At 70.8% G+C, this 18,681-nt stretch carries 16 protein-coding genes; 11 read left to right on the top strand and 5 right to left on the bottom strand.

What is annotated here, in order from left to right; genetic code table 11:
• The first annotated feature begins 16 nt into the window (after nt 1-16).
• From P3T29_RS28725 to hutI, 3 genes are all read left to right on the top strand, one after another.
• Complete coding sequence (locus P3T29_RS28725) at nt 17-1,201, top strand: allantoate amidohydrolase (RefSeq protein ID WP_280719608.1); 1,185 nt, start codon at nt 17-19, stop codon at nt 1,199-1,201.
• The gene (locus tag P3T29_RS28720; RefSeq protein WP_280719589.1) at nt 1,192-2,556 is read left to right on the top strand and encodes a formimidoylglutamate deiminase; all 1,365 of its coding nucleotides are present in this window, start codon (nt 1,192-1,194) and stop codon (nt 2,554-2,556) included. The genes P3T29_RS28725 and P3T29_RS28720 overlap by 10 nt, the downstream gene beginning before the upstream one ends.
• 129 nt (nt 2,557-2,685) lie before the next feature.
• The gene (gene hutI / locus P3T29_RS28715; RefSeq protein ID WP_280719588.1) at nt 2,686-3,852 is read left to right on the top strand and encodes an imidazolonepropionase; all 1,167 of its coding nucleotides are present in this window, start codon (nt 2,686-2,688) and stop codon (nt 3,850-3,852) included.
• An 83-nt stretch (nt 3,853-3,935) separates the two neighbouring features.
• Here hutI and P3T29_RS28710 read toward each other — a convergent pair whose 3' ends face one another.
• The gene (locus P3T29_RS28710; RefSeq protein WP_280719587.1) at nt 3,936-5,447 is read right to left on the bottom strand and encodes an oligopeptide:H+ symporter; all 1,512 of its coding nucleotides are present in this window, start codon (nt 5,445-5,447) and stop codon (nt 3,936-3,938) included.
• 480 nt (nt 5,448-5,927) lie between these two features.
• On the opposite strand from P3T29_RS28710, the gene P3T29_RS28705 reads away from it, so the two are divergent.
• Both P3T29_RS28705 and P3T29_RS28700 read left to right on the top strand, forming a co-directional pair.
• The gene (locus P3T29_RS28705; protein WP_280719586.1) at nt 5,928-6,602 is read left to right on the top strand and encodes a response regulator transcription factor; all 675 of its coding nucleotides are present in this window, start codon (nt 5,928-5,930) and stop codon (nt 6,600-6,602) included.
• Nucleotides 6,603-6,637: 35 nt separating this feature from the next.
• The gene (locus P3T29_RS28700; RefSeq protein ID WP_280719585.1) at nt 6,638-7,882 is read left to right on the top strand and encodes an ATP-binding protein; all 1,245 of its coding nucleotides are present in this window, start codon (nt 6,638-6,640) and stop codon (nt 7,880-7,882) included.
• Nucleotides 7,883-8,004: 122 nt separating this feature from the next.
• On the opposite strand, the gene P3T29_RS28695 is transcribed toward P3T29_RS28700, so the two are convergent.
• Nucleotides 8,005-8,505 carry a GtrA family protein gene (locus tag P3T29_RS28695; RefSeq protein ID WP_280719584.1) on the bottom strand — a complete coding sequence of 167 codons (501 nt, stop codon included), beginning with the start codon at nt 8,503-8,505 and terminating at the stop codon, nt 8,005-8,007.
• Nucleotides 8,506-8,805: 300 nt separating this feature from the next.
• Here P3T29_RS28695 and P3T29_RS28690 point away from each other — a divergent pair, with 300 nt between their 5' ends.
• From P3T29_RS28690 to P3T29_RS28675, 4 genes are all read left to right on the top strand, one after another.
• The gene (locus P3T29_RS28690; RefSeq protein ID WP_280719607.1) at nt 8,806-9,924 is read left to right on the top strand and encodes a 5-(carboxyamino)imidazole ribonucleotide synthase; all 1,119 of its coding nucleotides are present in this window, start codon (nt 8,806-8,808) and stop codon (nt 9,922-9,924) included.
• Entirely contained in the window at nt 9,921-10,454 is a 534-nt protein-coding gene (gene purE, locus P3T29_RS28685; protein ID WP_280719583.1) for a 5-(carboxyamino)imidazole ribonucleotide mutase, read from the top strand. The genes P3T29_RS28690 and purE overlap by 4 nt, the downstream gene beginning before the upstream one ends.
• 26 nt (nt 10,455-10,480) lie before the next feature.
• Nucleotides 10,481-11,674 carry a dipeptidase gene (locus P3T29_RS28680; protein WP_280719582.1) on the top strand — a complete coding sequence of 398 codons (1,194 nt, stop codon included), beginning with the start codon at nt 10,481-10,483 and terminating at the stop codon, nt 11,672-11,674.
• Between the two features lie 104 nt (nt 11,675-11,778).
• A complete protein-coding gene (locus P3T29_RS28675; protein ID WP_280719581.1) occupies nt 11,779-12,180 on the top strand; it encodes a DUF4234 domain-containing protein in 402 nt (133 codons plus the stop codon).
• Between the two features lie 19 nt (nt 12,181-12,199).
• Here the strand turns inward: P3T29_RS28675 and P3T29_RS28670 are convergent, their stop codons facing one another.
• Both P3T29_RS28670 and P3T29_RS28665 read right to left on the bottom strand, forming a co-directional pair.
• The gene (locus P3T29_RS28670; RefSeq protein ID WP_280719580.1) at nt 12,200-12,607 is read right to left on the bottom strand and encodes a CoA-binding protein; all 408 of its coding nucleotides are present in this window, start codon (nt 12,605-12,607) and stop codon (nt 12,200-12,202) included.
• A gap of 150 nt (nt 12,608-12,757) precedes the next feature.
• The gene (locus P3T29_RS28665) at nt 12,758-14,101 is read right to left on the bottom strand and encodes a UDP-glucose/GDP-mannose dehydrogenase family protein (protein WP_280719579.1); all 1,344 of its coding nucleotides are present in this window, start codon (nt 14,099-14,101) and stop codon (nt 12,758-12,760) included.
• A gap of 341 nt (nt 14,102-14,442) precedes the next feature.
• Between P3T29_RS28665 and P3T29_RS28660 the strand changes: the two genes are divergently transcribed.
• On the top strand, nt 14,443-15,606 hold the full coding sequence (locus P3T29_RS28660) for an acyl-CoA dehydrogenase family protein (protein ID WP_280719578.1): 1,164 nt from the start codon (nt 14,443-14,445) through the stop codon (nt 15,604-15,606).
• Between the two features lie 301 nt (nt 15,607-15,907).
• On the opposite strand, the gene P3T29_RS28655 is transcribed toward P3T29_RS28660, so the two are convergent.
• Entirely contained in the window at nt 15,908-17,215 is a 1,308-nt protein-coding gene (locus P3T29_RS28655) for an LCP family protein (protein ID WP_280719577.1), read from the bottom strand.
• Between the two features lie 676 nt (nt 17,216-17,891).
• Here P3T29_RS28655 and P3T29_RS28650 point away from each other — a divergent pair.
• On the top strand, nt 17,892-18,680 hold the full coding sequence (locus P3T29_RS28650) for an ABC transporter ATP-binding protein (RefSeq protein WP_280719576.1): 789 nt from the start codon (nt 17,892-17,894) through the stop codon (nt 18,678-18,680).
• Nucleotide 18,681: the final 1 nt, after the last annotated feature.

Here is an 18,681-nt window from a genome sequence, read left to right as displayed (position 1 = left end):
GGACTCCTTCCGCCGGATGTGGTCGGAGCTGCTCCCCGTGGGCCGCTCCGCCGCATCCGGCGGTTACCGCCGCTTCGCCTGGAACTCCGCCGACGCCGAGTGCCGCGCCTGGTTCGAGGAGCAGGCCCGCTCGCGCGGCCTGACGTACGAGCTGGACCGTAACGGCAACCAGTGGGCCTGGCTCGGCGACCCGCAGGGCCCCGGCGCGGTCGTCACCGGCTCGCACCTGGACTCCGTCCCGGACGGCGGCGCCTACGACGGCCCGCTCGGCGTGGTCTCCTCCTTCGCCGCGCTGGACGAACTCCGTTCGCGCGGTGCCGAGTTCGACAAGCCGCTGGCCATCGTCAACTTCGGTGACGAGGAGGGCGCCCGGTTCGGTGTGGCCTGCATCGGCTCCCGCCTGACGGCCGGCGTGCTCGGCCGCGAGCAGGCGTACGAGCTGCGCGACGCCGACGGCGTCCGGCTGCCCGACGCGATGGAGACGGCCGGCTACGACCCCGCCGCGATCGGCGCGGACGACGACCGGCTCGCCCGGATCGGCGCCTTCGTCGAGCTGCACGTCGAGCAGGGCCGCTACCTGACCGAGGAGCACCCCGTCGGCGTGGCCAGCGCGATCTGGCCGCACGGCCGCTGGCGCTTCGACTTCCACGGCGAGGCCAACCACGCGGGCACCACCCGCGTCGAGGACCGCCGCGACCCGATGCTCACCTACGCCGAGACGGTGCTCGCCGCCCGGACGAAGGCGCAGCTGGCCGGCGCCCTGGCGACCTTCGGCAAGGTCGCCGTCGAGCCCAACGGCACCAACGCGATCGCCTCGCTGATCCGGGGCTGGCTGGACTCCCGGGCGGCCGACGAAGCGACGCTCGAGTACGTGGTCGAGGAGATCCGGCAGGCCGCGTACGAGCGCGGCGAGCGGGACGGCGTCCGGGTCGAGCTGACCCGGGAGTCGTACACGCCCGTCGTCGACTTCGACGTCCCGCTGCGCGACCGGCTCGCCAAGCGACTGGGCGGCGTGCCCGTGCTGCCGACCGGCGCCGGGCACGACGCGGGCATCCTGGCCTCGGTGATCCCGACCGCCATGCTCTTCGTGCGGAACCCGAGCGGGATCTCGCACTCCCCGGCGGAGTACGCCGAGGAGACCGACTGCCTGACGGGTGTGACGGCGCTCGCCGACGTACTGGAGGACCTCGCATGCGAGTAGAGACGCCGTACCCGTCGTACTGGGCGGAGCACGCCTGGCTGCCGCACACAGGCGGCCCGGTGGTTGAACGGGACGTACTGATCACGGTCGGCCCCGGCGGCACGATCGCCGACGTCACCCCGGACAGCGGACCCTGCCCGGCCGGCGCGGTCCGGCTGAACGGCCTGCTGCTGCCCGGCCAGGCGAACGCCCACTCGCACGCCTTCCACCGCGCCCTGCGCGGAAACGTCCAGGTCGGCTCCGGGACCTTCTGGACCTGGCGGGACACCATGTACCGCTTCGCCGGAGCCCTCGACCCGGACAGTTACCTGGCGCTCGCCACCGCCGTCTACGCCGAGATGGCACTGGCCGGCATCACCAACGTGGGCGAGTTCCACTACCTGCACCACGCCCCCGGCGGCGGCCGCTACAGCGACCCCAACGCGATGGGCCACGCCCTGATCGAGGCGGCCGGGCGAGCGGGCATCCGGATCACCCTGCTGGACACCTGCTACCTCTCCGCCGGCTTCGGCGCCGAGGTGACCAAGCCGCAGCTGCGGTTCAGTGACGGCGACGCGGACGCCTGGGCGGAGCGGGTCTCCGAGCTCAAGCCGACCGAGCATGCCCGGATCGGCGCGGCGATCCACTCCGTCCGTGCCGTGCCCGCCGAGCAGCTGAGCACCGTCGCCCACTGGGCGGCGATGGCGAAGGCCCCGTTGCACGTCCACCTCTCCGAGCAGACCGCCGAGAACGACGCCTGCCTCACCGCCCACGGCGTCACCCCGACCAGGCTGCTCGCCGACCACGGCGTGCTCGGCCCCCGTACGTCGGCCGTCCACGCGACGCACCTGACGGACGAGGACATCCGGCTGCTCTCGGACTCCTCCACCAACATCTGCATGTGCCCCACCACCGAACGCGACCTCGCGGACGGCATCGGCCCCGCCCGGCAGCTGGCCAACTCGGGCTGCCCGATCACGCTCGGCAGCGACAGCCACGCGGTGATCGACCCCTTCGAGGAGACGCGGGCACTGGAACTGGACGAGCGCCTGCGGACCCGCACCCGCGGCCACTGGACGGCGAACGCGCTGCTCCGGGCGGGCGCCGAGGACGGCCACGCCTCCCTCGGCCTGCCCGAAGCCGGCCGGATCGAAGCCGGATCACTGGCCGACTTCACCGTGGTGGCCCTCGACTCCGTCCGCACGGCCGGCCCCCGCCCGGCCCTAGGCGCGGAGACGGCGGTCTTCGCCGCCTCGGCCGCCGACGTCCGCCACGTGGTGGTCGGCGGCCGCCACATCGTCCGCGACGGCACCCACCAACTCGTCCCGGACGTACCCAAGGCGCTCCGCGACTCCATCACCGCCCTCCAGTACTAAGGGCGCGGGGGGAGTTTTTCAGGGGCGCGGGGCTCTGTTCGATGAACTGCCTGCGCGAAACCGGAAGACCCCGATGCCGCACCCGAAACGAACCTCCGCCGCACTACCCGCTGTAACGAAAGGCGCTCAGTGAGCCTCCTCCTCACCAACCTCGGCAGCCTGGTCACCAACGACCCCGCCCAGGGCAGCGGGCTGCTCGGTCTCGTCCAGGACGCCGCCGTGGTGGTCGAGAACGGCACGATCGCCTGGGTCGGCGCGGCCGCCGCCGCTCCCGCCACCGACGAGCAGTTCGACGCCGAGGGCCGTTCCCTGCTCCCCGGCTTCGTCGACTCGCATGCCCACCTGGTCTTCGCCGGCGACCGTACCGCCGAGTTCAACGCCCGGATGTCCGGCCAGGCGTACACCGCCGGAGGCATCCGGACGACCGTCGCCGCCACCCGCGCCGCGACCGACGCCGAGCTCGACGCCAACCTGACCCGCTTCGTCAACGAGGCGCTGCGCCAGGGCACCACCACGATCGAGTGCAAGTCCGGCTACGGCCTGACCGTCGCCGACGAGGCCCGCGCGCTGCGGATCGCCGCCGCCCACACCCCCGAGACCACGTACCTGGGCGCCCACGTGGTCGCCCCCGAGTACGCGGACGACCCGGCCGGCTACGTCGATCTGGTGACCGGCGAGATGCTGGACGCCTGCGCCCCGCACGCCCGCTGGGTGGACGTCTTCTGCGAGAACGGCGCCTTCGACGGCGACCAGGCCCGCGCGATCCTGACCGCAGGGGCCAAGCGCGGGCTGATCCCCCGGGTGCACGCCAACCAGCTCTCGTACGGGCCGGGCGTACAGCTCGCCGTCGAGCTGGGCGCGGCCTCGGCCGACCACTGCACCCACCTCACGGACGCCGACGTGTCCGCGCTGGCGAGCGGCGACACCGTCGCCACGCTGCTCCCCGGCGCGGAGTTCTCCACCCGCGCCCCCTACCCGGACGCACGCCGCCTGCTCGATGCGGGCGCCACCGTCGCGCTCTCCACCGACTGCAACCCGGGCTCCAGCTTCACCAGCTCGATGGCCTTCTGCGTCGCCGTCGCCGTCCGCGAGATGGGCATGACCCCGGACGAAGCGGTGCACGCCGCCACCGCCGGCGGCGCCCAGGCCCTGCGGCGTACGGACGTCGGCCGCATCACCGTCGGCGCCCGCGCCGACCTGCTGCTGCTGGACGCCCCCTCCCACGTCCACCTGGCCTACCGCCCGGGCGTCCCGCTGACCGCCGCCGTCTGGCGGGGCGGTCAGCGCGAACTCTGAGCCCACCCGAGTACGCGAGAGGGCCGGTACCTGTGGGTACCGGCCCTCTCGCGTACTTACGTACTCACCTACTCATCGGTGCGTCAGTGGACGTCGCCCATCAGGGCACCGATCCGCTTGCGTCCCATCCAGATCGCGAAGCCGGCCAGTGCGGCCGCCGCGCCCTGGATGGCGAACGAGGTGGTGCTCAGGAACGAGTCGCCGAGGAACTGCTGCAGCAGGCTCGCGACGCAGTCGCCGGCGGTGACCGCCAGGAACCAGATGCCCATCATCTGGCTCGCGTACTTCTGCGGGGCCAGCTTGGTGGTGACGGACAGTCCGACCGGGGAGAGGCAGAGCTCGGCGACGGTCTGGACCAGGTAGACCATGGCCAGCCAGAGCGGCGAGACCTTGACGCCACCGGAGGCGGCGGCCATCGCGGCCATCATCACGGCGAACGAGAGGCCGATGCCGACCAGGCCGTAGACGAACTTGCGCGAGGTGCTCGGGTTCTTCGCCTTGTTGGCCAGCGACACCCAGAGCCACGCCATCACGGGCGCGAGCGCCATGATGAACAGCGGGTTCAGCGACTGGAACCAGCTCGACGGGAAGCCGAGGCCGAAGAGCGTGCCCGCCGTGTTGTCGGAGGCGAAGACGGTGAGCGTCGAACCGGACTGGTCGTAGATCATCCAGAACACGGCCGCGGCGACGAAGAACCAGATGAAGCCGCTGACCTTGTTCTTGTCGTCCTGGCTCAGCGCGTGGTCGCGCCGCATCCGGGTGAAGACCAGGATCGGCAGCGCGATGCCGGCCAGCGACAGCGGGGTCAGCACCCAGTTGATGGTGAAGACGCCGGACAGGCCGACGACGGCGTAGCAGGCGGCGGCGATGGCGAGCCAGAGGCCGGCCTTGCGCAGGATCGCGGTCCGCTCGGTGGCGGGCAGCGGCGAGCAGACGATGTCGCTGGTCTTGCTCAGGTGGCGGCTGCCGAACAGGAACTGGATCAGGCCGATCGCCATGCCGGCACCGGCGAGCGCGAAGCCCAGGTGCCAGTTGACCTTCTGGCCGACCGTGCCGATCACCAGCGGCGCGAGGAACGCGCCGAGGTTGATGCCCATGTAGAAGATGGTGAAACCACCGTCACGACGGGCGTCGTTGCGGTCCGGGTAGAGGTGGCCGACCATCGTCGAGATGTTCGACTTCAGCATGCCGGAGCCGATGGCGATCAGCGCGAGGCCGGCGAAGAACGACAGCTCGGCGGGTACGGCCAGCAGGAAGTGGCCGACCATGATGATGCCGCCGCCGATGGCGACCGTCTTGCGGGCGCCCCAGAGCCGGTCGCTGATCCAGCCGCCGGGCAGGGCGAGCAGGTAGACCATGGCCGTGTAGACGCTGTAGATGGCCAGGCCGGTCGCGGTGTTGAAGCCGAGTCCGCCCTTGGAGACCGGTGCGACCAGGTAGAGCACCAGGAGAGCGCGCATGCCGTAGTAGCTGAAGCGCTCCCACGTCTCGGTCATGAAGAGGGTGGCGAGGCCGCGGGGGTGACCGAGGAAGGTCTTGCCGCCACTTGAGGAGGTCGACTGCGGAGAGTCGACGTCCAGGGTCGTTGACGCCATGAATCTGGTTCCTTGCTGCGTGGGACAGGCCCGCCAAGGGGGGTGAAGGCGGACTTGTCCGAGCACTGCGGCGTACCTCCCAGCTGCTGGTGGCAGCGGTGGACCGCAGTACATGACACGGGGACCGAACCACTGTACGTCGCACTTTTAGCTGACATCAGCGGACAAACACCGCGATATACGTATCAGTTGAGCAAAGGCGACAGCTCACTCTGTACACCAATCCATGGTATCGCCGGACATGTTCCTTGGAAGCCAAGATCGAATTGCAGAATCTTCGGCAAATGAGGGGAATCGGCCTGACTCGCCGCCGCCGAACCCACCGAGGCGCCGGTCACTCTCTGTGAACTACCTCACAGCACCCGCCCGGTCCGCGCGGCGGGCCGGCCCGGCCACCACCGCGCGGACGAAACGGGCCGCCCGTGCGCGGGCTGCCCAGGGGGACTGATCACCAGGCCCCCGGCGGACTACCATCGCCCCATGACCTGTGTGCTGCTGGCCGAGGACGACCCGGCAATCTCCGAACCGCTCGCCCGTGCGCTGCGACGTGAGGGCTACGAGGTACTCGTCCGCGAGGACGGCCCCGCCGCGCTCAACGCCGGGCTCACCGAGGAGGTCGACCTCGTGGTCCTCGACCTCGGCCTGCCCGAGATGGACGGCCTGGAGGTGTGCCGCCGACTGCGCGCGGACGGCAAGAGCTGCCCCGTCCTGGTGCTCACCGCCCGCGCCGACGAGGTGGACACCGTGGTCGGCCTGGACGCCGGCGCCGACGACTACGTCACCAAGCCGTTCCGGCTGGCCGAGCTGCTGGCCCGGGTCCGCGCCCTGCTGCGCCGTGGCAACGTCGACCAGCTCACCACCGGCGCGCACGGCGTGAAGATTGACATCGAGTCACACCGCGCCTGGCTCGGCGAGGAGGAACTCACCCTCTCCGCCAAGGAGTTCGAGCTGCTGCGAGTCCTCGTCCGGGACGCCGGCCGGGTGGTCACCCGTGAGGAGATCATGCGTCAGGTCTGGGACACCACCTGGTGGACCTCGACCAAGACCCTGGACATGCACATCTCCTGGCTCCGCAAGAAGCTCGGCGACGACGCGGCCAACCCCCGCTACATCGCCACCGTGCGCGGCGTCGGCTTCCGCTTCGAGAAGAACTGACGGACACCGCTACCTGACCCGAGAAGAGCAGCGACGTGAAGCGCAGGATGATCAACTCGCTGCTGGGCGTCGTACTGGTGGTCGTGACGGTGTTCTGCGTGCCGCTCGCACTGGTCGAGAAGCAGAGCATCGTCAACGCCGCCAACGACCGGGTGGACGCCGCGTCCGTCCGGGTCCTCGGGCTGGTGGAGAGCCGGCTGGCGGCGGGGGAGCCCGTCACCGGGGAGAAGTTCGCCGCACAGGTCACCGACGGTTCGTTCGTCACGGTGGACATCCCGGGCCAGCCGCTGATCACGGCCGGGCGGCCCGTCACCGGGCCCGCCCTGATGGCCTCCGAGACCGGCGCGAGCGGCGAGGTCGTCACCGTGGTCCAGTCGCGCAGCGACGTCGACCACGAGATCGGCAACATGCTGCTGGTGCTGGGAGTGGTGGCACTGCTCGCCGTCCAGGCGGCGGTGGCGCTGGCCGTCTGGCAGGCCAGGCGGCTCGCCCGCCCGCTCATCGACCTCGCCGAGACGGCCGAGCGCCTCGGCTCCGGCGACCCGCGCCCGCGCGACCGCCGCTACGGCGTCCCGGAACTCGACCGGATCGCCGAGGTGCTGGACACCAGCGCCGAGCGGATCGCCCGGATGCTCACGGCGGAACGCCGGCTCGCCGCCGACGCCTCGCACCAGCTGCGCACCCCGCTGACCGCGCTCTCGATGCGGCTGGAGGAGATCACCGCGCTTGCCGAGGAGCCGGACACGGTCAAGGAGGAGGCGACCATCGCGCTCCAGCAGGTCGAGCGGCTCACCGACGTGGTGCAGCGGCTGCTGACCAACCAGCGCGACCCGCTCAACCCGACCGCCGTCACCTTCGACCTGGACGACGTGATCAAGCAGCAGGTCGAGGAGTGGGGCCCCTCGCTCCGCGAGACCGGCCGCCGCCTGCGGATCGAGGGCCCGCACGGCGTCCTGGTGACGAGCACCCCCGGCACGGTCGCCCAGGTGCTGGCCACCCTGATCGAGAACTCGCTGATGCACGGCGCGGGCACCATCACGCTCCGGGTCCGGCCGCTCGGCAACTCGGTGGTGGCCGAGGTCCAGGACGAGGGCGCGGGCGTGCCGCCGGAACTCGGCAACCGCGTCTTCGAACGGGCCGTCAGCGGCCGGAACTCCACCGGCATCGGCCTCGCCGTCGCCCGCGACATCGCCGAGGCGGACGGCGGACGGCTGGAACTACTGGCACTGCACCCGCCGGTCTTCGCGCTCTTCCTGGGGCGGAGCCGCAGGAACGAGTAGAGGGGTCTGGGGCGGAGCCGCAGGAGCGAGTAAAAGCAGCAGGGGCGCGCGGCTCTGCTCAGTGCAGAACCTCGCGCCCCTCTGCCGTGCCTCGCGCCTGGCCGTGCCCGGCGGGTCGGCTACTACTTCGCGTACTGCAGCTCGGGCGACGCCGTGGCCTCGGGCTCCGCCAGCTCCGGTATCGCCTTGAAGACCCAGGTGCGGTACGAGAAGAAGCGGAAGATCGTGCCTGCCGCGAGGCCGACCACGTTCTTGGCGATCAGCTGGCTGCCCGACGAGGTGTAGTGGAGGACGTGCACCGAGAAGGCGAGGATGCCGTTCTCGATCAGCATCCCGATGCCGCTGAAGATCAGGAAGAGCGTGATCTCGCGCTTGCGCGAGGCCGCGTCCCGGTCCTTGTACAGCCAGTAGCGGTAGCCCAGGTAGTTGGTGCCGATCGCCACCGCGGTGGCGATGAAGCCGGAGAGCGACTTGACCGCACCCGAACCCTGCAGGCAGACCCAGAAGACCCCGGCGTTGACGACCACGCCGACCACGCCGACGACGCCGAACTTGATCACTTCATCCGAGAGTCCCCGAAGTCGCTTGAACAGCGAGGGGCTGGGTTCGGTGGTGGTGGTCATACTGGTGTTGTCTCCTGTACTCGCATGCGAGATGGCGTGCCGGTGGCTCGCGCGATGGCGCAGCGCGAAGGGGCCCCTCGTCTGCGCACATGATCGGACAGTGCTTCTCGGGGTCCGGCCATCCAGGCTACTCGCTCTCCATGAGCCCTCCATGAGGGCCCCGGCGGAGGGCCCCGGCGGAGGGCCCGGCGCCGGGTCGCGCCCGGCCACCCCACGTCCACCGGTGCACCGGCTCCCACCGGCCCGGATATCCTGGGCAGCGTGACTTTCACGGGCAGTGCGAATTTTCCAGTGGTGGGCATGATCGGCGGCGGGCAGCTGGCCCGGATGGCGCACCAGGCGGGCATCCCGCTCGGCGTCAGGTTCAAGCTCCTTGCGGACACTCCGCAGGACTCGGCCTCGCAGGTCGTCTCCGACGTCGTCCTCGGTGACTACCGGGACCTGGAGACGCTGCGCCGTTTCGCGGCCGGCTGCGACGTGATCACCTTCGACCACGAGCACGTCCCCACCGAGCACCTGCGCGCCCTGCAGGCCGACGGCATCGCCGTCCGCCCGGGCCCGGAGGCGCTGGTGAACGCCCAGGACAAGGGCGTGATGCGGGCCAAGCTGGACTCCATCGGCGTCCCCTGCCCGCGCCACCGCCTGGTCGCCGACCCGGCCGACGTCACGGCCTTCGCGAACGAGGGCGAGGGATACCCCGTCGTCCTGAAGACGGTGCGCGGCGGGTACGACGGCAAGGGCGTCTGGGTCGTCGGCGACGAGCAGGAGGCGCAGGCGCCTTTCCTCGCCGGGGTTCCGGTACTGGCCGAGGAGAAGGTGGACTTCCTCCGCGAGCTGGCCGCCAACGTGGTCCGCTCGCCCAGCGGCCAGGCGGTCGCGTACCCGGTGGTGGAGAGCCTGCAGGAGAACGGCGTCTGCGCCGAGGTCACCGCCCCCGCCCCCGACCTCGACCCGTCGCTCGCCGCCGAGGCGCAGGCGCTCGCGCTGCGGATCGCCGGCGACCTGGACATCACCGGCCACCTCGCGGTCGAGCTGTTCCAGACCCGCGACGGCCGCATCCTGGTCAACGAGCTGGCCATGCGGCCCCACAACTCCGGCCATTGGACCCAGGACGGCGCCGTCACCTCGCAGTTCGAGAACCACCTGCGGGCCGTCCTCGACCTGCCGCTCGGCGACCCGCGCCCGCGCGCCAAGTGGACCGTCATGGTCAACGTGCTCGGTGGCGACTACCCGGACATGTACCACGCCTTCCTGCACTGCATGGCCCGTGACCCGGGCCTGCGGATCCACATGTACGGGAAGGACGTGAAGCCCGGCCGCAAGGTCGGCCACGTCAACGTCTTCGGGGACGACCTCGACGACGTCCGCGAGCGCGCCCGCCACGCGGCCGCCTACCTGCGAGGAACGATCACCGAATGAGCAACCCCACTGCTCCCCTCATCGGCATCGTCATGGGCTCGGACTCCGACTGGCCCGTGATGGAGGCCGCCGCCCAGGCGCTCGACGAGTTCGAGATCCCGTACGAGGTCGACGTCGTCTCCGCCCACCGGATGCCGCGCGAGATGGTCTCGTACGGCGAGAACGCCCACCAGCGCGGCCTCAAGGTGATCATCGCGGGCGCCGGCGGGGCAGCCCACCTGCCGGGCATGCTGGCCTCCGTCACCCCGCTGCCGGTGATCGGCGTCCCGGTGCCGCTGCGCTACCTGGACGGCATGGACAGCCTGATGTCGATCGTCCAGATGCCGGCCGGTGTGCCGGTCGCCACCGTCTCGATCGCGGGTGCCCGCAACGCCGGTCTGCTGGCCGTCCGGATGCTCGCCGCCTTCGACCCCGAACTGACCGAGCGGATGACGGAGTTCCAGGCCGAGCTGAACAGCCAGGCCACCGAGAAGGGCAAGAAGCTCCGCGCCAAGGTCGCGGGCTCCGCCTCCTTCGGCTTCGGCAAGTAGCTTCGGCAAGTAGTAGAACAGGGGTCATGACGACCCCCGAACTGATCGATCAGGCCCGTGCCGTCCTCCGCGACACCCCGGTGGTGGACGGCCACAACGACCTCCCGTGGGCGATGCGCGAACAGGTCGGCTACGACCTTGACGCGCTCGACCTGGCATTCGACCAGAGCGCCCGTCTGCACACCGACCTCGCCCGGCTCCACGCGGGCGGGGTCGGCGCGCAGTTCTGGTCGGTGTACGTGCGCTCCGACCTGGCGGGCGACCACGCGGTCAGTGCCACGCTGGAGCAGATGGACTTCGTCCGGGCGCTGACCGACCGTTACCCGGACCGGCTGCGCCTGGCCTTCACCGCCGACGACATGGAGGCGGCCCGCGCCGAGGGCCGGATCGCCTCGCTGATGGGTGCCGAGGGCGGGCACAGCATCGACTGCTCCCTCGCCACCCTGCGCGCGCTGCACCAGCTGGGCGTGCGGTACATGACGCTCACTCACAACGACAACCTGCCCTGGGCCGATTCCGCCACCGACAAGCCGGTCGCGGGCGGACTGACCCGGTTCGGCGAGGAGGTCGTCCGGGAGATGAACCGGCTGGGCATGCTGGTCGACCTCTCGCACGTCTCCGCCGACACCATGCGGGACGCGCTGCGCGTCGCCGAGGCGCCGGTGCTCTTCTCGCACTCCTCCGCGCGCGCCGTCTGCGACCACCCGCGCAACATCCCGGACGACGTACTCGCGCAGCTGCCCGCCAACGGCGGCGTCGCGATGGCCACCTTCGTACCGAAGTTCATCCTGCCCGCCGCCGTCGAGTGGACGCTCGGCGCGGACGAGAACATGCGCGCGCACGGCTTCCACCACCTGGACACCACCCCCGCCGGGATGGACTGCCAGCGGGCGTACGTGGCCGCCAACCCGCGCCCGCTCGCCACCGCGGCCACCGTCGCGGACCACCTGGACCACATGCGCGAGGTGGCCGGGGTCGACCACATCGGCATCGGTGGCGACTTCGACGGCACCGCGTTCACGCCGTCCGGCCTGGACGACGTGGCCGGCTACCCCAACCTGATCGCCGAACTCCTCGGCCGGGGCTGGTCGGAAGCGGATCTCGCCAAGCTGACCTGGCACAATGCGGTGCGGGTGCTCCGCGACGCCGAGTCGGTCGCCCGCGATTTGCAGCGCACGCGGAAGCCCTCCATCGCCACCATCACTCAGCTCGACGGCTGACGCCTCCTCTCCCCGCCCGGACGGACCACCGGACCGGGCGGGGGAGGGGTCGAGCAACCAGACTGAGCGGGAGACCTGCTCCCCTGCGCCCCACGGAGACCCCTGTGACCGGACGTGCCGGCAAGTACCGCAACCTCGTCCTGGTGTGGCTGATCTGGCCGCTGATCACCCTCGGGATCTACCACTACGTCTGGTACTACAAGATCAACCGCGAGGCCAAGGAGTTCGACGCCCGCATCGACTCCAGCCCGCTCACCTCGCTGCTCGCCATCCTGATCGGCTGGGTGCTGATCGTGCCGCCGTTCATCTCCGTCTTCAACACCGGCAAGCGGATCGCACAGATGCAGCGCGCCGCCGGGATGCAGGCGAGCTGCAACCCGTGGATCGGGCTGCTCCTGGTCTTCCTCTTCGGCCTGCACTCGATGTACTACCAGTACGAGCTGAACACCATCTGGGCCCACTACGGCGACCCCGCCGAGGGCGAGCGCATCCGCTTGGCGGTCTGAACCGGGCAACCGGGCCCGGTCAGAGCAGGGGCAGCTCGATCGCGGGGCAGCGGTCCATCACCATGTCGAGACCGGCGGCGCGGGTGCGCGCGTACGCCTCCTCGTCGATCACGTCGAGTTGGAACCAGACGGCCTTGGCACCCTTCGCCACCGCCTGGTCGGCGACCTCACCGGCCAGCCCCGAGTTCACGAACACGTCCACCACATCGACCTCGAAGGGGATCTCGGCGAGCGTGGCGTAGCCCTGCTCGCCGAGTACCGTCTCCGCCTTCGGGTGTACGGGCACGACCCGCTTGCCCGCCCGCTGCAGGACCCGGGCGACGCCGTGGGCGGCCCGCCGGGTGTTGTTGGACAGGCCGACCACCGCCCAGGTGTCGCCGGTGCCGGTGAGGATCCGTCGGACCGTCGCGTCGTCTCCGTACGTCATGACAGTCCACAACAGCCCCCCGGGCGCGCCCATTCCGTAGGCAGCCGCTCAGCCACAGCCAGGGGCGCGGGGCTCTGCTCGATGAACTGCGTGCGCGAAACCGGAAGGCAACAACCCGCACCCCTCCGACTTCATGCAGCCCCTACCCCGTCACTCGACGGTAGGCCGCCCCATCGCCCGGTACGTCCACCCTGCGGCGCGCCACGCGGCGACGTCCAGGACGTTCCGGCCGTCGAGCATCCGGCGTTCCGCGACAACCGCGCCCAGTTCGGCCGGGTCCAGCTCACGGAACTCCTGCCACTCGGTCAGGTGCAGCACCACGTGCGCGCCCTCGGCGGCCTCGAGCGGCGAGTCGGCGTAGGCCAGGCCGGGGAACATCTTGCGGGCGTTGTCCATGGCCTTCGGGTCGTAGACCGTGACCTGGGCGCCCTGCAGCTGGATCTGGGCGGCGACGTTGAGGGCGGGGGAGTCCCGGATGTCGTCCGAGTTGGGCTTGAAGGCCGCGCCGAGCACCGCGACCCGGCGGCCCAGGAAGCCGCCGCCGCACTGCTCGCGGGCCAGCTCGACCATCCGGGAGCGGCGCCGCATGTTGATCGAGTCGACCTCGCGCAGGAAGGTCAGCGCCTGGTCGGCGCCCAGCTCTCCGGCGCGGGCCATGAACGCCCGGATGTCCTTGGGCAGGCAGCCGCCGCCGAAGCCGAGCCCGGCGTTGAGGAACTTGCCGCCGATCCGCTCGTCGTAGGAGAGCGCCTTGCTGAGCTGGCTGACGTCCGCGCCCGCGCTCTCGCAGACCTCGGCCATCGCGTTGATGAAGGAGATCTTGGTGGCCAGGAAGGAGTTCGCGGCGGCCTTGACCAGCTCCGAGGTCGGGTAGTCGGTGACCACGAAGGGCACACCCTCGTCGATCAGCGTCGCGTACACCTCGCGCAGCAGCTGCTCGGCCCGCCCGCCGCGCACGCCGACCACCAGCCGGTCCGGGTGCAGGGTGTCGCCGACGGCGTAGCCCTCGCGCAGGAACTCCGGGTTCCAGGCCAGCTCGGCGGCCTCCCCGGCGGGGGCGAGCGCGGCCAGCCGCTCGGCCAGCCGGCCCGCGCTGCCGACCGGGACGGTCGACTTGCCGACCACCAGGGCCGGGCGGGTCAGGTGCGGGGCGAGTGAGTCGAGCGCGGAGTCCACGTACGACATGTCGGCCGCGAACTCGCCCTTCTTCTGCGGGGTGTTGACGCAGATGAAGTGCACGTCGCCGAAGTCGGCGGCCTCCTGGTAGGAGGAGGTGAAGCGGAGCCGCCCGGAGGAGCCCTCGTGCCCGGCGACGTGCTTGACCAGCAGCTCGGCGAGGCCCGGCTCGTACATCGGGACCCGGCCGGCCGCCAGCATGGCGATCTTCTCCGGGTCGATGTCCAGGCCGAGCACCTCGAAACCGAGTTCCGCCATGCAGGCGGCGTGCGTCGCGCCGAGGTAGCCGGTGCCGATCACCGTGATGCGGAGGGCCACGCGCTTCCCCTATGTCCGTTCGCCGGCCGTGCGGTCTGCGGCCTGGCACCGGCCCCGATGGTATCCGCCGGTGAGCGGGGCGCGAAGCCGCTGCCCGGTGGCTCGACGGGCGGCCCGGCGGCCCGACCTCTGCTGACGAAGCCGTACCGAGCGGGCCGCGGCGGGCGGGACGGGCCGCCTCGGATCGTGAGACCGGTGTGATCAACGAGCGACACCCTCGGTGACGGCGTTCGCTAGTCCTGGGAGGTGTCGCGCATGTCACGTGCGGGGTAGGCAGTCGACAACCATAGAATTAGGATCTACTTAACGGTAATTAACTAGTCGAATTAGGGGCGAGCATCATGGCGGGCACCTCAGGAGCGGACTTCGACCTTTTCCGGCTCACCGAGGAGCACGACATGCTCCGTGAGGCGGTGCGGTCACTCGCCGAGGCGAAGATCGCCCCGTTCGCGGCCGAGGTCGACGAGCAGGGCCGCTTCCCCCAGGAGGCGCTGGACGCGCTGCAGGCCAACGACCTGCACGCCGTCCACGTCCCCGAGGAGTACGGCGGCGCCGGCGCGGACGCGCTGGCGACCGTCATCGTGATCGAGGAGATCGCCCGGGTCTGCGCCTCGTCCTCGCTGATCCCGGCGGTCAACAAGCTGGGCTCGCTGCCGGTGCAGCTCTCCGGCTCCGAGGAGCTGAAGCAGAAGTACCTGGGCGCGCTGGCGCGCGGCGAGGGCATGTTCTCGTACTGCCTCTCCGAGCCGGACGCCGGTTCGGACGCGGCCGGCATGAAGACCCGCGCGGTGCGCGACGGTGACTTCTGGGTGCTCAACGGCGTGAAGCGCTGGATCACCAACGCGGGCGTCTCGGAGTTCTACACGGTGCTCGCCGTGACGGACCCGACGCTGCGCTCGAAGGGCATCTCGGCGTTCGTGGTCGAGAAGGGCGACGAGGGCGTCTCGTTCGGCGCCCCGGAGCGCAAGCTCGGCATCAAGGGCTCGCCGACCCGCGAGGTCTACTTCGACAACGTCCGCATCCCGGCCGACCGCATGATCGGCGCCGAGGGCACCGGCTTCGCCACCGCGATGAAGACCCTGGACCACACCCGCGTCACCATCGCCGCCCAGGCCGTGGGCATCGCCCAGGGCGCGCTGGACTACGCCAAGGGCTACGTCCAGGAGCGCAAGCAGTTCGGCAAGCCGATCGGCGACTTCCAGGGCGTCCAGTTCATGCTGGCCGACATGGCGATGAAGCTCGAGGCCGCCCGCCAGCTCACCTACGCGGCCGCCGCCAAGTCCCAGCGGGTCGACAGCGACCTCACCTTCTTCGGTGCCGCCGCCAAGTGCTTCGCCTCGGACGCCGCGATGGAGATCACCACCGACGCCGTCCAGCTGCTCGGCGGATACGGCTACACCCGCGACTACCCGCTGGAGCGGATGATGCGGGACGCCAAGATCACCCAGATTTACGAAGGCACGAACCAGATCCAGCGCATCGTGATGTCGCGGAACCTGCCGTAACGGCAGCCACCGCCGACTCCGGAAGCCCTCTCGCCGCACCGGCGAGGGGGCTTCCCGCCGTTCGGCGCCCGGCTCGGCGCCCGGCTCAGTGCCCGGCTCGGCGACGCGCGCGGGGCTGCGCAGCAAGGGCGGCGGTTCCGGGACCCGTGCACCCCGGAACCGCCGCGCCGCCCACCCACTGCCACTCACGGTCCAGAGTGGGCGCACGGAGTGCCCGGCGCGCGTAAGGCGCACGGGAAGCTGCCGCAAGCTGCGCCGTACGGGTGTACGGAGTCGCTCTCCCGTGCGGTCGGCCCGGTGTTTACGGGATGGTGGTGTCGTTCTTGATGGCGTCGAAGACCTGCTTGGACTTCACCGGGTCCCACTTCACCGCGGACTCGCCGGTCGAGGTGTGGTAGTCGGCGTTGCCGATCGGGACGGTGATGCTCTTCCCGCTGCCGCCGGTGACCGACTTCATCGCCATGAAGAGCGAACCCAGGTCGGTCAGACCGGCGTCGTTGTCCACGATCAGGGTGCCCAGGCCCGAGCTGACCAGCGGGTAGAAGGTGAACGGGTCGAGCACCGTGACGGGGGAGGCCGCCTGGTGCGCCAGCGCGCTCAGGAACTTCTGCTGGTTGCGCATCCGGCCCAGGTCCTGGTCGGCCATCTGGTGCCGCTGCCGGACGAACGCGAGCGACTGCGTGCCGTTCAGCGTCTGGCAGCCGGCCTTCAGGTTGAGCCCCGAGTCCTTGTCGGAGATGTCCTGGTCGATGCACATGTTCACACCGCCGACCGAGTCCACGATGCCCACGAAACCGGCGAAGCCGATCTCCGCGTAGTGGTCGATGTGGATGCCGGTGTTGGTCTCGACGGTCTCCACCAGCAGCCGGCCACCACCGTTGTTGAAGGCCGAGTTGATCTTCGAGGTGGTGCCCGGGACGGTCTTCCCGCTGCCGTCGGTGTTCAGATGGGCGGGGATCGGCACCCAGGAGTCGCGCGGGATGCTCATCAGGGTGTTCCCGCTGCTGCCGATGTGCAGGATCATCATCGAGTCGCTGCGCTTACCGGAGTCCGTGCCGGTGTGCATGGCCTGCTTCTGTCCGTCGGTCAGGCCGTCCCGGCTGTCCGAACCGACGATCAGCCAGTTGGTGCCCTTACCGGCGGCAGGGCGGCCCTGGTACGAGGCGAGCACGTTCTCGTGGTTGAGCTTGGAGTCGGCCCAGAAGTACGTGCCGACACCGGTCACCAGCAGCGCCGAGACCAGCGCGAGCGCGGCCACCTTGATCCTCCGGCGGCGCGACCGGCGCGAACGGTCGCCGCCCGGGGTCCGCAGCGACGCGCCGGGACCACCGGGACGGTTGGGGTTGCTGGGGCCGCTGGGGCCGCTGGGGCCGCTGGGGTTGCCCGGGCCGCCGGACTGGTGGGCCGCGCCCGGCGGCGGGTAGCCCGGGGCGCCCGCCGGCTGCTGCGGCGGCGCCGGGGGGCGCGGCGGCGTCGGGGCGCCGGGCCCGCGCGGGTTCAGCCCGGGCGGCAGCGGCGGCTCGGCGCCGCCGCCACCCGGGTACCCGCCGTTGCCCTGACCGTACGAGCCGCCACCGCCGCCCGGGCGGTCCTCCTGCCACGTGTTCATGTGGGGAAGGATGCCCGAAAGCGACCGGCCGTAGCGGTCGGGGACCGCCCAGGACGGTCCTTGTAGCAGTTCTGATGCACGGGTCGGATGGTTCCGCCGAATCTTCACCGCCGGGAACCAACATTGACCGGCCCGAACGGGGCGCGGTCATGACCGGCCCCGGTACCCGGCCCTGGCCCCGGCGAGAGGCGCGAAGAAGCGGGGAGACGCGCAGGCAGACGCGCGGAGAGGTGGAGAAGCGTGCGGAGAAGCGGCGCGCGGGGCGGGCGTGGACGCCTTCGCGGCGCCGTCGGAGCACCGGCGTGAGCTCGCGGTCGCAGGGTGGCCCCGGACTACCCCGAGACGGGGGTCGGGGACCCCTAGGGGGTGGGGTCTTCGACCCGTACATCTACCGTTGGCCCGGCTCCTCCCGGCGGATGACGATCCGTTGGCGGGGGTCTCCTAACGTGGTTCTTACCTCACCGTTCCGACCTGGCGCACCGACATTTCGGGGATGCGTTCTTCAGGCGCCTGCGCTTTTTCAGGCACTACGCCCGGTCGGGCCCGTGCGCTTTCTCAGGCACCGGGGGTGGGGCTAGCTCCAGGGAAAAGACGGAAGCCTGCACCATGTCGGGGGACATGGGGCTTCAGCCAAGCTCTGGGGTAACGGGTGGACCACAGATCCTAGGAGATTCCAGTGACGACGGCAGCGACAGCCGTACAGGACCCACAGCTTCCCGGCGACCAGCCTGTCACGGCCGCCTCCGCTCGGCAGGTGACCAAGGCCTACGGCGCGGGGGAGACCAGGGTCACCGCGCTCGACGCGGTCGACGTCGACATCCAGCGCGGCCGGTTCACAGCGATCATGGGGCCTTCGGGCTCCGGCAAGTCGACACTGATGCACTGTCTGGCAGGCCTCGACACAGTCTCCGAGGGGCGGATCTGGATCGGTGACACGGAGATCACCGGGCTGAAGGACAAGCAGCTCACCCGGCTCCGGCGAGACAAGATCGGGTTCATCTTCCAGGCGTTCAACCTGCTCCCGACGCTCAACGCGCTGGAGAACATCACGCTGCCGATGGACATCGCCGGCCGCAGACCCGACGCCGCCTGGCTCGACCAGGTGGTCACGACGGTCGGCCTGGCCGACCGGCTGAAGCACCGTCCGACCCAGCTCTCGGGCGGCCAGCAGCAGCGCGTCGCGGTGGCCCGGGCGCTGGCGGCCCGTCCCGAGATCATCTTTGGTGACGAGCCCACCGGTAACCTCGACTCCCGCTCCGGCGCCGAGGTGCTGACGTTCCTTCGCCGTTCGGTCGACGAATTGGGCCAGACGATGGTGATGGTCACTCACGACCCGGTCGCCGCCTCCTACGCCGACCGCGTGCTGTTCCTCGCCGATGGCGTCATCGTCGACGAGATGCACGCGCCGACCGCCGACTCCGTCCTCGAGCGCATGCGCCGTTTCGACGGCAAGCGCACCAGCTGAC

Origin of the sequence: Kitasatospora sp. MAP5-34, from assembly GCF_029894335.1 — a bacterium.
GTDB lineage: Bacteria > Actinomycetota > Actinomycetes > Streptomycetales > Streptomycetaceae > Kitasatospora.
This window is presented reverse-complemented; position numbering and strand designations above follow the sequence as displayed.

Coding starts and splice junctions, on each gene's coding strand:
- P3T29_RS28725 (WP_280719608.1), top strand. CDS start 17: ATGTGGTCGGAGCTGCTCCCCGTGGGCCGCTCCGCCGCATCCGGCGGT.
- P3T29_RS28720 (WP_280719589.1), top strand. CDS start 1,192: ATGCGAGTAGAGACGCCGTACCCGTCGTACTGGGCGGAGCACGCCTGG.
- P3T29_RS28710 (WP_280719587.1), bottom strand. CDS start 5,447: ATGGCGTCAACGACCCTGGACGTCGACTCTCCGCAGTCGACCTCCTCA.
- P3T29_RS28705 (WP_280719586.1), top strand. CDS start 5,928: ATGACCTGTGTGCTGCTGGCCGAGGACGACCCGGCAATCTCCGAACCG.
- P3T29_RS28695 (WP_280719584.1), bottom strand. CDS start 8,505: ATGACCACCACCACCGAACCCAGCCCCTCGCTGTTCAAGCGACTTCGG.
- P3T29_RS28690 (WP_280719607.1), top strand. CDS start 8,806: ATGATCGGCGGCGGGCAGCTGGCCCGGATGGCGCACCAGGCGGGCATC.
- purE (WP_280719583.1), top strand. CDS start 9,921: ATGAGCAACCCCACTGCTCCCCTCATCGGCATCGTCATGGGCTCGGAC.
- P3T29_RS28680 (WP_280719582.1), top strand. CDS start 10,481: ATGACGACCCCCGAACTGATCGATCAGGCCCGTGCCGTCCTCCGCGAC.
- P3T29_RS28670 (WP_280719580.1), bottom strand. CDS start 12,607: ATGACGTACGGAGACGACGCGACGGTCCGACGGATCCTCACCGGCACC.
- P3T29_RS28660 (WP_280719578.1), top strand. CDS start 14,443: ATGGCGGGCACCTCAGGAGCGGACTTCGACCTTTTCCGGCTCACCGAG.
- P3T29_RS28655 (WP_280719577.1), bottom strand. CDS start 17,215: ATGAACACGTGGCAGGAGGACCGCCCGGGCGGCGGTGGCGGCTCGTAC.